The following is a 15,257-nucleotide window of genomic DNA, read 5'->3' as shown; positions in this document are numbered from 1 at the left end:
GTGAGAGCGGACTTGCCTGTAAGTCATTGGCCTCCGCGCTCCTTCTGGGACGCCCGCCCGGTGATGTCGTTGACGAGGACGGGTACTACAAGGGCGATGAGGCGCAGAACAACCGTTCACGTAACCGGATCTGCCCCACCGGGTGGGCCGCGAACAACGGTGATGCCTCGGCTCTGGCTGACGCGGCGGATACGTTGAACTGTGACGAGTTCGCGTTCGCTTCTTCCGGCACCTACGCCAAGAAGCACGGCAGCATGGTCCACCTGTTTTCCCTGAACGGCACCGACCTCACGTTCAGCGAGGTGTGCGGCCGGTCGGTGATCTCCGGCATGCACAACCAGGAATCCATGGGCGGACACTTCGCAAACTCTATGAAGCAGATGCGTATCAAGGACAAGGATGCGTACTGGCTGGACACGCGGATGGATGACGGCGGTACCTGCCATCAAGGTGTCGGCGGTCAGCCGGTGATCTGCCAGCTCGCAGCGCAGTAACACCCCCGCTTCAATCGGCACCGGTCCCCACCCTCATAGAGGGTGGGGACCGGCCGCTGTATGCGTGGCGGGAGATCAGGGCTGGAGGATGAGCAGTCCGGGGAGGTCACCGGCGGTCACGGCGGCCTGGTCGATACTCACGCCCGTGTAGGCGCCCACGGCGGTGAACACCAGCTCGGGGAGGCGCTCGCCGTGTTCCTCGTAGTAGGCCACCACCTCATCCGCGCTGGCGTCGGGTATCGAGGGGTACACGGCACCGGCGGAGGCGAGGGCCTGGTCGAGGGCGCTGCCTCGGCTTGTGGTGGTGCCGAAGTCGGCGCGGTAGGCGCTTCCGTTGCCGGGGGCGTGGATGATCAGAGCCGGGGGGCGAAACCGGTTGAGGGTCAGGCAGAGAATCTCTTCACCCTCGCAGGGCAGCATCGACGTCACCTTGCCCTGGTAGCCCATGGACCAGGTGGCCATGCCCCAGTTCTCCAGCACATATGTCCATTCCCCCCATGTGCCGTACATGACGGCGTTCACCGAGGGGCTCGGCCGGCCGGGCACTATAGCCGGGGCGCGTAGTTCGGTGTAGAGGGTGCGGGCGTCCAACTCGTCGAGATCGGCGCCCAGGTTGATGAGGAACTCGTCTTGCTCTACTCCTCTGGCCAGGGTGAGGGAGATCCCGCCGCGCATGCCTCGCACGCTTGGGGCGTCGGGGGCGTGGTGGTGTGCGCCTATCCACGCGATGCCGTCGCTCATGGCGGACACGCTATCGGCCTGAGGCGCGCGACACAGAGCGGGGTGGTGAGTGTCGGCGTAGGGCTGTAGCTTGCGGCTGGTTCTGCGTACCAGCCGCAAGCGTGTCCCCTTTGTCTGGTGTCGTGTTGGTGTTTACCGGAGCGGAAGGAGATAGGACGATGACGCTGGAGGCCAGAAGCGCGCGCGTGGGCAAGATCCGGGTGATGGTGTGCCGCTGCTTGCGCGGCGCGTCCAGGTCCGTCCGCAGCATCTCGTCGATCACCGGTTTGTACGGATTCAGGGCGGTTGGCCGCGGCGGAAGCTCATTGCGCGGCTCCGGCCAGACCGAGCCCACGGCCTTCTTCACCGTCCGCCACGACACGTTGTACTTGCGCTCAAGCTCGCGCATCTTCATGCCAGCACGGTGATCACGTCGGATCGCCGCGTACAGCTCGACCTTCGACATCTGCGGCATGACGAGGACCTTTCACCAGGAGCACCCCGATGCTGCCCTGGCAAGTGCCCCAGTGCTGTCGAAACTCGGTTCTGGTTCAACTTCTGTGGTGTGCGTACTCCCTGTGACTGTTGATCTTGCTGGTAGATCTCGCGAGATCGTCTGGAAACTGCTGGTGCCGACACTGTTCGGGCTGATGGTTCTGGGTTGTGCGCGAGGTGCTGCTCCGGCTGGAAGCGCTGCTCTTCCTGGCGGATCCGGGGATCAGGGTTGGAGTCGGTGCTGGACGATGGCGAGGCGATTCGGGTCGGTGTCAGATACCGGACGGCCGGGGCTCGGTGCCCGGGACGGTCTGCTCGTCCAACGCAGCGAAGATGTCTGGGCCGGTGACCCGAACCGTTCCAGCAGGGCGAGGACGGCCGGGTGCTGCAACCGCGGGCCCAGGATCCGCTCCAGCGACGGATGGATCTGGGTCAGCAGGCCGTGCAGCCGGTTCGCGACCCGGGTGGCCTCGCCGGCCAGGTCGTGCTGGCATGGATCCCCCCGGTTGGCCAGATGAAGAGAGTGAGCGTAAACGCCAGCCAGCCCGGACCACCAGAGCCGACACCTTCCCCGATTACCTCTCTGAACAGGCGAAACGCCGAGCCCTGCTGCCGGACGACGCCCTGGAGTGAAGTTCCGCAATTCTCCGCTACTTCGTTGAGTGTCCGGACCACAGGTGCCTAGCGTCAACGGCACCGACGGACCACCAGCCGGAGAGGCGGGGCCTCCATGCGCGCACACATCGACATCACCGCCCCGGCCTTGGAGGGCCGCGGCCTCCAGGTGCCTGCCTACAGCGTCCCCTCTCCGGCCCTGCCGGCCCGCGCGGACCGCGGCTTCGCCCGGTTCCTCGGCCAGCACGACCAGGACCAGGACGACGGAGCCGACGGCGTCGAGGACTCCCAGCGGTGACCGCCGGCCACCCGCACACGACGCTCCCGGCATCGAGGCCCGCCATGCACACCAGCACCCACACGGTCCTGCACGACCCCGACGGCCTGATCGAAGCCGGGCTCCCGCTCGATCGCGAAGCGTACGAGTGCCTCGTCACGGCCGTCCTCGCCTGGACCGACGAGGACAACCTCACCGACCGCGACCTGGAGCAGATCGCCCTCCAGCTCACCGGCCACGCGTGCGCCGTCGCCTCCGACGTCCGCCGCCGCGCCGACCAGCTGCCCAAGGACAGCGGGCCCCGTGCGCTCGCCGACGTTGTTCTGCGCGAGGCGGAAGGGCGGCTGTCCGTGCCGATCGAGGGCGCCGTGCGCTGCGTCCAGAACCGCGCCCGCCTCGTCCGCGCCCTCTACGAACGCCTGGACCGCTTGGAAGCGGCCGCCACCCCGGCCGTGTGACGCCCGAAAGCGGGAAGTTGGTCCCCCGGCCATCAAGGGGCGGAGCCCTCAGCTTGTTCTTTATCTACCGAGCTCGAATGGATTCGAACTGGGGCGCTCGCCTGGGCATTCGCCGGAGAGGTGGACGGTCCTGCTGTGTCCCACGATGGGAGGCCAGGCTCTGCCCTAGGTCTGCGAGGTTCCTACGGAGTCGATACGGCGGATAAGGTCCAGGACGAGGTCGGGCCGGCTGAGGTACGGGGAGTGGCTGGTCGGCCAAGCCAGGGCCTCGCCGCAGCGGGCTGCGAACTGTTCTTGGATTTCGGGGCGTACCGCGCGGTCCTGCTGGCACTGCACATAGGTGCTGGGCGTGACATCACGGTTGACCCGTGTCGGAGTCCATTGTCCGATGTCGTCCCGCTCGGGGCGCAGCAGCTGCGCGGCTGCCTTCGCGTCTTTAGGGCTGCAATCGGCGTAGAACGCTTCTCTTGCGCTCTCCGGATCAACATGTGTGTACCTGTCCGGACCAGGCCTCATCACTGCTAGCAGGGGATCAGGCGTGCCTGTCTGCTCGATCGCCCGGACAGCGACGTCCGTGGCGGTCTCACCCGGGTCGAGCACGTAGGACGCGAGATGAATGATGTGCCGGACGCCGGTAAGCGACTCAGCCACCAGGCCACCGAAGGAGTGCGCGAGCACGAGCGGCGGTTTTGGGCAGGAGTCGACAGCCTCCTGGGCGGCGGCTACGCGGTCCGGCAGCGAGTCCTTGTCCAGGTCGGGGGCGAGAACGTCGATTCCGGTGTGCGTGAGGCGGCTGGTGAGGTTGGCAAAGTGCGCGGGCTGATGCCACGACCCATGTAAAACGATCAACATGTAGTAAGGCTACACACCTTTTATCGCTGGACTCGAACGGGAAGTCGAACGACGTCGCTCACCTGGGGGTTCACCCGACGTAAGGACGCCTTCGTCTGATCATGTGCTCCGACCAAGGTGCACGTGACCACAACGAAGGCCGTGAGGGTGAGTCTGCTGCCTGATGCTGTCCGGAGGGAAGCGTTCGCGGAAGCGTCGCGCTTCCGGGGCGAGTTCTACGCGCCTGACCGCACGGTGCGACGAATTGTTCGAGTTGGTGGACGCGGTGCTCTGTGGGGACGGCCCTGGGAAATCGCCGGTGGATCTGACGCTGGTGCCCGAGCATCGCCGGGGGCACGGCGCGTTGTATGGCGCCCTCAACCGCGGCGGGATGGATATCGACCGCCTACGGACGATGCTGGCCGGGTTGCCAATGCCACGCTTCGAGGGCGGGCGCCTGGTGCTCGCCCTCGACGTGTCGCCGTGGCTGCGCTCGGACGCTCCGTGCTCTGCCAGCGGCTGTTGTGCCATGTCTACGGGCGGGCGAAGTCCGCGTCGCAGTTCATTCCGGGCTGGCCGTACTCCTTCGTTGCAGTACTAAAAATGGGGCGAACACACAGGCCCGAGCCTCGTGGACCGGGGCAAGCCGGGTTCCAAGATGCACATCCTGTCGGACACGAACGGACTGCCCCTTCTCGTCGGCGTCTCGGCCGGCAACACCCACGACAGCGAAGGGCTGAAGCCGATGGTGGAGGGTCACCAAACGAGACACGACCCCCATCGCGGCCGGTACTTCGAGCCCCAGCGCCTGCACGCCGACAAAACCTACGACCGGACTGACAGCACTTGCTCGCCGTTCAGGTACAGGGTGAAGTCGTCGTCGGCACTGGCCACGATCTGGGCGGCGGATATCTCGGTGCCTGATGGGAGTTCGAACGGGGCCAGGCCCGTTGAGCCATGCGCTGGAAGACCACGCTGAACGCCTCCGGCATCACCTTCGACGGCCGGCTTTCCGCAGCCTCAGCAACCCCAACCAACCTGGTTGCGCCGTTCGCTATGGCAATGGTGTCGTTGGCCATCTACGTGACAGCGGTGGTCCCGGCCGCTTGAGGTGCTGAGTCAGCCATGGGGCACCAGCATGAAGGCGCGTACCGGAGCCGTCTTGTCGGAGGGGCAGTTATGGCTGCATGTGGTTCCGATGACGGTTCCGTCGTTGCTGATCGCCCGGGCGTCACTCAGCAGGACATCGGCGGGCAGGTTCGCCACCCGCTCGTTCAGATCGATCATCCTCTCGCCGTTCCACAGGAACGCCCGCGCCGGTGCTGTGAGCGTCTGCCCGGACTGGCCGACCACCTGGCCGCGGTCGTTGACCCCGAAGGCGTAACTGCTGTTCTCCTTGTCGCCGAGCGCCCCCAGGTCACGCATCCCGCCCTCCTTCCACAGAAAGGCGTGCATGCGGCTGTCAACGGTCTGGGAGTTGCCGACGATCTGACCGGCGGTGTTGATGTCACGCGCTTCGGTGGCCTCAGTGTTGCCACCCAGGGTCCCGAGGTCCCGCATGACGCCGTTCTCCCACACGAAGCCGTGCAGCGGGTGCCCGGACTCCGGCAGCGCCGCCCCGACGACCTGGCCGCCGTCGTTGACGGCGTAGGCGACGCTCTCCGTATCGTAGGGACTCCCGGTCCGGCCGCCGAGAGTGCCGAGGTCACGTATGGTCCCGTTCTCCCAGAGGACCGCCCGCCGGGGCGCCTCCGGGGCAGCCGACCGGACCCCGACGACCTGGCCGGCGGAGTTGATGTCCTCCGCACTGCTCATGCTGCCCGGCCCGTACCCCGTCCCCAGGTCGATCGTCGAGCCGTCGCGGCGGAGGAACGCGTGGGACGGGTCGGTGGAGGTGACGCTCGTATGTCCGACGACGTGGCCGGCGTCGTTGAGGCCGTTGGCGGAACTTCCGGCGTACGGACTGTCCAGGATCGGTACGAGGTCGCTCATGGTCCCGGCCTTCCACGTGAACCCGTGGCGGGACGGCCCCGCGGTGGTGGAATGGCCGACGGCCTGTCGTGAGTCGTTGACGTCCACGCCGACACTGATACTGACGCCGTACCTGTTGGTGCCCAGCACTCCGAGGTCGACGTACGTGTACGTCGTGACGCCCGAGGACACCGGGAGCGCCGCGTGAGCGGCCGGGGCCGTGGTGAGCGTCGCCGACGCCATCGTGAGCAGGGCAAGAAATCGAGATCTCCGTCGCATGACCCCAGCCTTCAGCAATACGGTCGGCGCGCACAGGGGTTGATCCCTTACGAAAGGCTTACCGCTCACGTAGGAATACCGCCGGGCGGTTTCCGTCGGTCCGCGGAAAACACCGGCGTTACCCCGAGGGCCTGCCCGGTTCGGCTCGTAAGGGGACACCTGGACGGGCCCCGCTGCCCGGCCGGCTGCCCTGGCCAGCAGGCCCCGCTCGGTGAGGGGGACAGTAAATCGTTCGGGTCTGTTCCGTAGTCGGTGGTGACGGAGGGTGCGGTCAGCCCAGGAGGATGCGGTGGCGCAGGAGGGGGGAAGCTCGCGCGGCCGTACATCTGGCGCTTGATCACCTTGGTCTTGTTGTTCACGCCTTCGGTGCCGCCGTTGTGGTGCGGCAGGGTGAAGGCGGCGTCGACCGCGGCGCGGTCCTTCTCGAGGCCCCGGGTGAAGGCACGCAGGTGGGGCAGATCCTCGGCCTGGGCCGAGGTGATCCAGGTGCTCAACAGGGCTGCATTGCCGTCGCCGGGATCCAGCAGCACGGCGAAGCGGTGGATGAGGTCGGCCAGAGCGGTCATCTCGTGGCAGGCGGTGCGGGCGGCCTCGATACGTTCCCGTTGGTGGTCCTTGAGGCGGTCGGGGCGGGTGAGTAGGTAGCGGGCCGGGCGTCGGGGCGAGAGGGCGGGCCGGTCGGCCTCGACGCGGCCCTGGTTGATGTAGCGGACCAGCAGGTTCGAGCTGCCGGTCCAACCCAGCTCCCTGATCTCCTGGAGGAGATGGGTGACGGCGACGGGTACGGGCGGATGACCACGATGACGGGGGCCACGGCCGCTCGGCGCACGAGGTTCAAAATGCGAAGCTGCGGGACCGATGAGTTTTCCGCCGAGCCGCTGTCACATCTGCATCAGAAGTACGGCACCTCCATGTGAAGCGGAGAGAAGAGCATGTCAGCAACTCGCGAGTCGGCGGACACCGTGAAGTCGACGGTTGTCTCGAGCGACGGAACCCCCATCGCGTTTGAGCAGTCCGGCAGCGGGCCTACGGTAATCCTGGTGTCCTCGGCGCTGGCCGACCGCTCCGACACCAAGAAGCTCGCCGGCCTCCTCGCCCCGCACTTCACCGTCGTCAACTACGACCGCCGCGGCCGGGGCGCCAGCGGCAACAGCGCCGACTACACGGTGCGGCGCGAGATCGACGACATCGCGGCGCTGATCGAGCATGCAGGCGGTTTTGCCTCGGTGTTCGGCAGTTCGTCCGGTGCGGTACTCGCCCTGCGCGCCGCCGCGGCCGGCCTGAACATCAAGCGGCTCGCGCTCTACGAGCCGCCCTTCGCCGTCGCCCCCAGCGACTTCGGACCGCCGAAGGACTTCGCACGGCGCATCGACGGTCTGATCGCCGAGGACCGGCGCAGCGAGGCGGTCAAGACCTTCATGACCAAGGCCCAGGGTATGCCCGCGTTCATGGTCGGATCTATGCGGCTGATGCCCGGAGTGTGGTCGAACCTCAAGGCAATGGCCCACACCCTGCCCTACGACATCGCGGTCATGGGCGACACCCAGCAGGGCAAACCCCTCACCGCCGAGGTGTGGTCGCCCGCGACTGCACCGACCCTCGTCATGACCGGCTCCAAGAGCCCAGACGGCTTCCAGAGCGCCGCGCGAGCGGTCACGGAGGTGCTGCCCGACGCCGACCATCACACGCTCCAGGGCCTCAATCACGGAGCGGTGGTCATGGCGCCCAAGAAACTCGCGCCGAAGCTCATCGAGTTCCTTCAAGGCTGAGCTTGTTCTTGATCTTCTGGCTTCGAACGGCGTCCCGAACTTGTTCACCCAGGCGGGGGTCCGGCGGATACGGGGGCGGCCTTGGCGTGATCCTTCGTGCTGACCAGAGCGCGAGTTTCACCACGTCGCAAGACGCCGTCCAAGGCCGCCAGAGGTGAGCCTGCTGCATCACGATGTCCGGCGGGAAGCGTTCGCGGAGGCGTCACGCTTCCGGGGCGGCTTCTACGCATGTCTGGCCGCCCGGCGTGACGAACTGTTCGGACTCTGTGACGCGATGCTGTGCGCCGACGGGCCGGTCATCTCTCCGGTGGACCTGACCATGCTGCCTGAACACTGCCGTGGTCACGGCGCGTTGTACGGCGCTCCCAACCGCGGCGGGATTGACGTCGACCGTCTGCGGACGGTGCTGGCCGGGTTGCCGCTGCCACGTTTCGAGGGCGGGCGCCTGGTCCTGGCGGTCGACGTCAGCCCGTGGCTGCGTTCGGACGCGCAGTGCTCGGCGGATCGACTGTTCTGTCATGTCTACGGGCGGGCGAAGACCGCGTCGCAGTTCATCCCGGGCTGGCTCTACTCGTTCGTCGCCGTCCTGGAGCCCGGCGCCACGTCGTGGACCGGGATCTTGGACGTGGTCCGGCTCGGGCCCGCCGACGACGCGACCGCGGTCACCGCCGCCCAGCTGAGGGCCGCGGTGGTACGGCTCGTCGGGGCCGGCCAGTGGCAGCCCGGGGCCCCGGACATCACGATCGTCATGGACGCCGGCTACGACGTCACCCGCCTGGCCTGGGTGCTGCGGGATCTTCCCGTCGAGTTGGTCGGCCGGATCCGCGGCGACCGGGTGATGCGCCTGCCGAAGCCGCCCCGCGTCTACGATCCCAAGGGCGGCCGCCCGCCAAAGCACGGGCCGGAGTTCCGCTTCACCAAGCCCGAGACGTGGCCCGGACCCTCCGTGAGCACGGCCACCGACACCACCAACTACGGCAAGGCCGCAGCCCAGGCGTGGGACCGGGTCCACCCGAGGCTGACCCACCGTTCGGCCTGGCTGGAGCACGACGGTGAACTCCCCGTCGTCGAGGGCACCCTGGTCCGGTTGAAGGTCGAGCAACTCTCCAAGGAGCGGGAGGCGCCACCGGTGTGGCTGTGGTCCTCGAAGACCGGAGCCGTCGCCGCGGATGTGGACCGCTGGTGGCAGGGGTTCCTCCGGAGATTCGACCTGGAACACACCTTCAGGTTCGCAAAGCAGACGCTCGGCTGGACCACCCCGAAACTCCGTACTCCCGAGGCGGCGGATCGGTGGACCTGGCTCCTGGTCGTCGCGCACACTCAGCTCAGGCTTGCCCGCCCGCTGGCGGCCGACCTCCGCCGACCCTGGGAGAAACCGGCCGAACCTGCACGGCTCACCCCGGCCCGGGTCCGCCGGGGGTTCAGGAACATCCGCGCTCACCTGCTCTGCCCGGCCCGTGTTCCCCAACCCCGCGGCGCCGGCCCCGGACGGCCACCCGGCGCCAAGAACCGACGCCCGGCACCCCGCTACGACGTGGGCAAGACCGTCAAGCGTCCAGAAACCCTCAAGGCCATCGGCCGACCCGGAAGATAAAGACCAAGCTCAGTCGTCCCGCGCTCTGCGTTCATTGCGCCGCAGTGCCTCGTGCTTTCAGCAGCTCGAACACGCTGGAGAAACTGTCCTGCCCGTGGCCGTCGGCCGCCCGTCTGTCGAGCAGGGCCTTCAACGGCTCATGGACGTCGGTGGCAATGCCCCTGGCTCTGCTGAACTGGATGAGGCTGTCGACCCCGGCCCGGTTGAGGTCGACCGTGGAGACCCCGCCTGCATACGCCGATTTCCCTGCCTCGCGCGCCAGTTCGGGCAGGAACTCGGCCATCCCGTACAGCCATCGGGCCGCCAGCGGGGCGAACACCTCAGGGGTGGTACCGGCCTGTTCGAGCAGTGCTGCGGCGTGCAGAAACCCGGTGAGGGCCGCGTACCCCGTACCCAGCAGGGCCAAGTCGTGGATCTCCGCAGAACCGGGGTCGATGCCGAAGTAGTGGGCCGGCGCCATCACCTCCAGCTCGCGCCGGTACGTGGTGTAGGCGCGCCGGGAACCGCTGTAGAGGAAGAAGCCCTCTGGAGTGGCGACGGTCTCAGGGAGGGCCATCATGGCGCCGTCGAGGTAGTCGGCGCCGTGCCCGGCGGTCCAGGCGGCCAGGTCACGGGCGTGGTCGGGGGTGCTGTTGGCGAGGTTGACCAGGGTGCGGCCCCGCAAGGTGGAGGCGGTGGGACCGAGGGCCTGTCGGACCGCGGCGTGGTCGAGGAGTGGGGCGATCACCAGTGAGCCGGCCGCGACCGCCTCGGCCGTAGTGGTCGCGCGGATCGCGCCTCGTGCGACGAGCGCATCGGCCTTGGCGGCGGTGCGGTTCCATACGGTGGTCGGGTAGCCGGCGTCGAGGAACGCGGAGGCAATCGGAGCGCCCATGCGGCCGAGGCCCAGGACCGTGACGTGGGGCTTGGTCTGTTCAGGCATTCCGCTCGCCCTTCGTGATCGTCTCGATGACGCTGGCGATGCCGCTGGAGCCGTGTCCGGTGGCCGCCGCCCGTTCCAGCAGGCTCCCGATCAGCTCCGGAACGTCGGTGCCGAGGCCCGCGGCCCGGCTGGTGTCCAAGAGGTGCTCCATCGCTGCCGCGTGCACCTCCACCGTGCCGTCGTCGTCCGGGAAGTTCCCGTTCTCGATCTGGCGGGCGTGGTCGGACATCAGTGAGGTGACGAACGGCATGTGCCCCGTCGCCACCGCCGTGAAGGCGGCCGGGTCGACGCCCGCCACGCCCGCCAGGGCGACGGCGTGGTAGAAGCCCGCAAGCGCACCCCAGGCCAGACCGAAGAGCGCCGTGTCGTACACCGGGGCCAGCGCCGGATCGGCGCCGAGGTGGACGGAGTTGCCCAGGCTCGCCAACACCGTCCGGTGGGTAGCGAAAGCCTGTGGGGAACCGCTGAAGACGAACAGCGCCTCGGGCCGCCCGACAAGGCGGGTGCCGCTCATGGCAGCGCCGTCGAGGTAGCCGGCGCCGTGCCCGGCCGCCCAGTCGGCCATCCCTGCGGCGTCCTCCGGAGTGCCGGAGGTCAGGTTCACCAGGACCCGGCCGTGCAGTCGCGGCGCCACTGGCCCGAGCAGATCGCTCACGGTGGCGTAGTCCGGCAGACTGACCACGACCAGGGGACTCGCGGCGACCGCCTCATCCACGGTCGTCGCATGGACGGCGCCCTGGGCGACGAGTGCGTCGGCCTTCGCGGCGGAGCGGTTCCATACGGTCGTGGCGTAGCCGGCGGTGAGGAACGCCTGGGCGAGCCGGGTCCCCATCTGTCCCAGGCCGATCACGGACACCGTGGACTGCTCGTGGTTCTCGTTCTCCGACATGAAGTGTCTCCTGGTTCCTTGCTTCTTCGGCTGGGGGCACCGGACGGTTCGTTCGGTGTGTCCTCACTGTGCCGACCGGTGCTGGCGGGGCTCTGTCGGTGCGCTGTCGGCCCCCGGACGGCGGCTGTCAGCCGGCCGGATACCTTGCAGCCATGTACTTCTCGGTGCTCGGCCCGCTCACTGCCCGGACAACTGACGGCCAGGCGGTCGACGTGCCTGAGGCGAAGGTGCGCGCCTTGCTGGCCGCTCTGCTCGTCCACGCGGGACAGCCGGTCTCGGCCGACCGGCTCGTGGACGATCTGTGGGGCGAGCGGCTGCCCGGAAATCCAGCCGGTGCGCTGCAGACGAAAATCTCGCGGCTGCGCCGCGCCCTGGCGCGGGCCGAACCCGGGGCCGAGACACTGGTGGAGTCGAGGCCCCCGGGATATCTGCTGCGTACCGGCCCCGGAGATGTGGACTCCCACCGGTTCACCGACCTGACCGCCACCGCGTACGGCACCGAGGACCCGCGCACCAGGGCGGATCTGCTGACCGAAGCGCTGGAGTTGTGGACGGGGGAAGCCTTCGCCGGCCTGGGCGACCTGAAGTTCCTGCGCGCTGCGGCCGGACGCCTTGACGAGCAGCGCCTCACCGCCCAGGAGGCGCTCGCCGATACCCGTCTTGAACTGGGTCAACACCACGCGCTGATCGGCGAGCTGGGGGAGCTTTCGGCCCGTCATCCGTTGCGGGAGCGGCTGCGCGCCGTCCAATTGCGTGCGCTGTACCGGGCTGGGCGGCAGTCCGAAGCGCTGTCCATGTACGACGAACTGCGCAAGCAGCTGGCCGACGAACTGGGCGTGGACCCCGGGCCGGAACTGGCCGCCCTGCACCAGTCGATCCTCGAACACGATGCGGCCCTTCAGGCGCCCCCGGCCTCCCCGAAGAGGAGGTACGGCGACCTGCCGGCTCCGCTCACCGAACTCATCGGCAGGAAGGAGGCGCTGTCCGCACTGGGTGAACTTCTCGCCGCCCACCGGCTGGTGACACTCACCGGCTCCGGCGGGGTGGGCAAGACCCGCCTGGCGGAGGAAGCGGCCGGCCTTGCCGCCGGCGCCTACCCCGACGGCGTACGGATGGTCGGGCTCGCCGGATCCACCGCGGTGACCGAGCAGCTCAGCGCCGCCCTGGGCGTACGGGAAGAGGGGACGGTAGGGCTGGAGGATGCACTGCGTTCCAGGCGACTCCTCCTGCTCCTCGACAACTGCGAGCACGTGATTGACTCGGCGGCCGACGTCGTACACCGGGTCCTGGCCGCCGCACCCGGGCTGAGCGTCCTGGCCACCAGCCGGGAACCTCTCGGCCTGGCAGCAGAGATGGTGTGGACCGTGCCACCTCTGCCGCAGGCCGACGCCGAGGAGCTGTTCACCGCGCGGGCCGCAGCCCATGCACCCGGATTCGCCGTCATCGAGGACAACGCGGAGGCCATCGCGACGATCTGCCGCCGCCTCGACCGCATACCCCTGGCCCTGGAACTGGCCGCCACCCGCGTCCATGCGTTGGGAGTACACGAACTGTGCTCCCGCCTCGACGACAGGTTCCGTCTCCTCGCCGGCGGCCGACGAGGCGTGCCACCGCGCCAACGCACACTCCGAGCGGTGATCGACTGGAGCTGGGAGCTGCTCAGCGACGACGAGCGAATCCTCCTGCGTCGTCTGGCGGTCTTCGCCGATGGCTGCACCCTCGAAGCGGCCGAGGCGGTGTGCGGTGGCGATGACCAGGACCTCCTCGGCCCCCTGATCCGCCTGGTGGACCGCTCACTCGTCACCGTGACCGACGGCCGTCGCTACCGGCTGCCGGAATCGATCGCGGCCTACGCCCATGAACGCCTGACGGAAGCAGGCGAGACCAGGGCCCTCGAACTGCACCACCAGACCTACTACACCGAGCTCGCCGAACAGGCTGCAGCCAGACTCCGCGGCCCTGAGCAACAGAGCTGGCTGTCGCGCCTCGACCACGAAAGCGCCAACCTGCGCACGGCCCTGGAACGCGCCGTGCAGCGGAAGGAGGCCACCGGGGCACTACGCATGGCACTCGCCTCGACCTGGTACTGGTTCCTGCGTGGCCGGCTGAGCGAGGCCCGGCGATCACTGGGGGAAGCCCTACACATCAGCGGCGACACGCACCCGACCCTCCGTTCCCAAGCCGCTGTCTGGTGCGCCGGATTCACCCTGCTGACCGGGGAGGGACAGAACAACACGGTCCATCCGCCCGACGAAACAGTCGACGGCGAGACCGGTGACGCACGTGCGGCATGGTTCCTCGGCTACGCCGCGCTCAACGCGGGTGACGATCTGGCCCGCAGCGAGACTCTGGTGGACCACGCCCTGACCGACTTCCGCACAGCAGACGACCACTGGGGCATCGCCGCAGCACAGAGCACCCGGGCCACCCAGGCCCTGCTGCGCGGCGACCTTGCCGCACTGCGCCACAGTGCCGAGGCCGGCCACGCGCTCTTCGCGGAACTCGGCGATCGCTGGGGACAGTTGCAGACCACCTATCCACTGGCAGCACTGGCCGCGATCACCGGCGACTACACGCGCGCCGCACGCCTGCACCAGGACGGTCTCCGCCTGGCCGAGGATCTGGGCTTCTGGCCGGATGCCGCCGACCGGCTCACCGGTCTTGGCAGGGTCGCCCTCCTGACTGGTGACTTCCCTCAGGCCACCGAGCTCCACCGCAAGGCGATGGCCTTGGCTGCCGAACACGGCTACGCAGCGGGCGAGATCCACGCCGAAATCGGCCTCGCCCTCACAGCCCGACGCGAGGGCGACTTCGACCGCGCTGAGAAGTACCTCCGCAAAACCCTCGCTTGGCACCGCGAAGTCGACTTCGGCCCCGGCCCCGCACTCCTCCTCGCCGAACTCGGCTTCCTCGCCGAACAACGCGGTGACGCATCTGCGGCTCTGTCCCTGCACCACCAGGGCCTCTCCGTCGCCCGTGACAGCGGCGACCCCCGGGCTCTGGCTCTCGCCCACGAGGGCCTCGCCGGGGCATACGCCCTCGCGGACCAACCCGTGCAGGCCGCCCGCCTCCTGGGCACAGCTGCCCGGGCCCGGGAGTCCTCGGGTGCCGCGCTCCCGGAGGCCGAGCGCGGCGATGTCGAACGCATCACAACCAAGGCCCTCGCAATGCTGGGCACAGAGATGTTCGCTGCTGAGTTTTCTGTCGGCATCGATGACGATCGCAATCTGGAACGCCCTGACGGGGCGACGGGTAGAGAGGGCTGAGGATCTGACACGATCACCATGGCCGAGGTCGAGTACACGAAGGCGGCTCGGTCAGCATCTCCCATAAACGACCCTTTCCCGGAGCAAGATCAAGAGCGGTCGGCGGAAGCGGTCCGGATCGCGGGATTCACTGTCACAACTCGTTCTCACTCGAAAGTGGAGCCGGGCGCGTTCTGGGAAATGTTTGTGACAGCATCTGAACTCGTGACGGACCCTCAGACCGCACTCGTGTCCGAAGCGGACGACGTCGAGCGCCATCCCTGCCCACGCTGTGACGCAACGCCAGGTTAACCCTGCCGCTCGCGCTCCGGCGCGGTCGCCGGCACCTATCACACCGGCCGCTTCACCAAGGTGCCCCGGCTCGCGGAGCTCCTGCGCGTGCCGACCCCGGCCGACCGGGGTCCGGGACAACTGTGGCGGCCCGGCACGCCGGTGCCCACCCCGGTCGACCCGCAGGCCCCGAGTGCGGACATCCGCATCGGGTACGCCCGATGCTCGACCTTGGCCCAGGAGCTCCAGACGCAGCTGGACGCGCTCGCCGCGAAGAATATCGCCCGGACAGGATCTTCGCCGAGAAGATCAGCTAAGGCTCGGAGGGGGGTTTGTTGGTGTACCGGGCGCTTGCTGGCCTGGAGTGTTGTGGGTTCGCTGAGAAGCCGGGGTGGGTGGTTGGGCCG

At 68.4% G+C, this 15,257-nt stretch carries 14 protein-coding genes and 3 pseudogenes; 9 read left to right on the top strand and 8 right to left on the bottom strand.

What is annotated here, in order from left to right:
• Positions 1-26 precede the first annotated feature (26 nt).
• On the top strand, positions 27-494 hold the full coding sequence (locus tag ACH4NX_RS36350; protein WP_398130164.1) for a hypothetical protein: 468 nt from the start codon (positions 27-29) through the stop codon (positions 492-494).
• Positions 495-569: 75 nt separating this feature from the next.
• On the opposite strand, the gene ACH4NX_RS36345 is transcribed toward ACH4NX_RS36350, so the two are convergent.
• The 3 genes and pseudogenes from ACH4NX_RS36345 to ACH4NX_RS36335 form a co-directional block, all read right to left on the bottom strand.
• The gene (locus ACH4NX_RS36345; RefSeq protein ID WP_351400341.1) at positions 570-1,235 is read right to left on the bottom strand and encodes a hypothetical protein; all 666 of its coding nucleotides are present in this window, start codon (positions 1,233-1,235) and stop codon (positions 570-572) included.
• Positions 1,236-1,245: 10 nt separating this feature from the next.
• On the bottom strand, positions 1,246-1,689 hold the full coding sequence (locus ACH4NX_RS36340; RefSeq protein WP_398130163.1) for a hypothetical protein: 444 nt from the start codon (positions 1,687-1,689) through the stop codon (positions 1,246-1,248).
• Between the two features lie 360 nt (positions 1,690-2,049).
• Positions 2,050-2,193 (bottom strand): annotated as a pseudogene (locus ACH4NX_RS36335) (IS110 family transposase); the annotation flags it as partial.
• Between the two features lie 246 nt (positions 2,194-2,439).
• Here ACH4NX_RS36335 and ACH4NX_RS36330 point away from each other — a divergent pair.
• Both ACH4NX_RS36330 and ACH4NX_RS36325 read left to right on the top strand, forming a co-directional pair.
• Positions 2,440-2,622: a hypothetical protein gene (locus ACH4NX_RS36330; protein ID WP_398130162.1), complete on the top strand. Its 183-nt coding sequence runs from the start codon at positions 2,440-2,442 to the stop codon at positions 2,620-2,622.
• A 44-nt stretch (positions 2,623-2,666) separates the two neighbouring features.
• Complete coding sequence (locus ACH4NX_RS36325) at positions 2,667-3,059, top strand: DUF6415 family natural product biosynthesis protein (RefSeq protein ID WP_398130161.1); 393 nt, start codon at positions 2,667-2,669, stop codon at positions 3,057-3,059.
• 165 nt (positions 3,060-3,224) lie between these two features.
• Here ACH4NX_RS36325 and ACH4NX_RS36320 read toward each other — a convergent pair whose 3' ends face one another.
• Entirely contained in the window at positions 3,225-3,911 is a 687-nt protein-coding gene (locus ACH4NX_RS36320; RefSeq protein WP_351402367.1) for an alpha/beta hydrolase, read from the bottom strand.
• A gap of 147 nt (positions 3,912-4,058) precedes the next feature.
• On the opposite strand from ACH4NX_RS36320, the pseudogene ACH4NX_RS36315 reads away from it, so the two are divergent.
• From ACH4NX_RS36315 to ACH4NX_RS36305, 3 genes and pseudogenes are all read left to right on the top strand, one after another.
• Positions 4,059-4,505 (top strand): annotated as a pseudogene (locus tag ACH4NX_RS36315) (transposase); the annotation flags it as partial.
• Positions 4,492-4,731: pseudogene (locus ACH4NX_RS36310) on the top strand (transposase); the annotation flags it as partial. The pseudogenes ACH4NX_RS36315 and ACH4NX_RS36310, both read left to right, overlap by 14 nt.
• Positions 4,732-4,847: 116 nt before the next feature.
• Positions 4,848-5,000 (top strand): hypothetical protein, encoded by a 153-nt coding sequence (locus ACH4NX_RS36305; RefSeq protein ID WP_351402369.1) that lies wholly within the window; start codon positions 4,848-4,850, stop codon positions 4,998-5,000.
• A 9-nt stretch (positions 5,001-5,009) separates the two neighbouring features.
• Here the strand turns inward: ACH4NX_RS36305 and ACH4NX_RS36300 are convergent, their stop codons facing one another.
• The gene (locus tag ACH4NX_RS36300) at positions 5,010-6,104 is read right to left on the bottom strand and encodes a hypothetical protein (RefSeq protein ID WP_398130160.1); all 1,095 of its coding nucleotides are present in this window, start codon (positions 6,102-6,104) and stop codon (positions 5,010-5,012) included.
• Positions 6,105-6,205: 101 nt separating this feature from the next.
• Entirely contained in the window at positions 6,206-6,736 is a 531-nt protein-coding gene (locus ACH4NX_RS36295) for a transposase (RefSeq protein ID WP_398130188.1), read from the bottom strand.
• 336 nt (positions 6,737-7,072) lie between these two features.
• Between ACH4NX_RS36295 and ACH4NX_RS36290 the strand changes: the two genes are divergently transcribed.
• Both ACH4NX_RS36290 and ACH4NX_RS36285 read left to right on the top strand, forming a co-directional pair.
• Complete coding sequence (locus tag ACH4NX_RS36290; protein ID WP_351402374.1) at positions 7,073-7,909, top strand: alpha/beta hydrolase; 837 nt, start codon at positions 7,073-7,075, stop codon at positions 7,907-7,909.
• Between the two features lie 154 nt (positions 7,910-8,063).
• Complete coding sequence (locus tag ACH4NX_RS36285) at positions 8,064-9,503, top strand: NF041680 family putative transposase (protein WP_398130159.1); 1,440 nt, start codon at positions 8,064-8,066, stop codon at positions 9,501-9,503.
• A gap of 31 nt (positions 9,504-9,534) precedes the next feature.
• Here the strand turns inward: ACH4NX_RS36285 and ACH4NX_RS36280 are convergent, their stop codons facing one another.
• Together ACH4NX_RS36280 and ACH4NX_RS36275 are read right to left on the bottom strand one after the other, a co-directional pair.
• On the bottom strand, positions 9,535-10,425 hold the full coding sequence (locus ACH4NX_RS36280) for an NAD(P)-dependent oxidoreductase (RefSeq protein ID WP_398130158.1): 891 nt from the start codon (positions 10,423-10,425) through the stop codon (positions 9,535-9,537).
• The gene (locus ACH4NX_RS36275) at positions 10,418-11,314 is read right to left on the bottom strand and encodes an NAD(P)-dependent oxidoreductase (RefSeq protein WP_398130157.1); all 897 of its coding nucleotides are present in this window, start codon (positions 11,312-11,314) and stop codon (positions 10,418-10,420) included. The genes ACH4NX_RS36280 and ACH4NX_RS36275 overlap by 8 nt, the downstream gene beginning before the upstream one ends.
• A gap of 152 nt (positions 11,315-11,466) precedes the next feature.
• Here ACH4NX_RS36275 and ACH4NX_RS36270 point away from each other — a divergent pair, with 152 nt between their 5' ends.
• On the top strand, positions 11,467-14,580 hold the full coding sequence (locus ACH4NX_RS36270; protein WP_398130156.1) for a BTAD domain-containing putative transcriptional regulator: 3,114 nt from the start codon (positions 11,467-11,469) through the stop codon (positions 14,578-14,580).
• Positions 14,581-15,257 lie beyond the last annotated feature (677 nt).

This window comes from Streptomyces sp. NPDC017225 (assembly GCF_044331465.1).
Classification (GTDB): Bacteria; Actinomycetota; Actinomycetes; order Streptomycetales; family Streptomycetaceae; genus Streptomyces.
The sequence above is the reverse complement of the archived record's forward strand: the minus strand, read 5'-3'. Positions and strand labels throughout refer to the sequence as shown.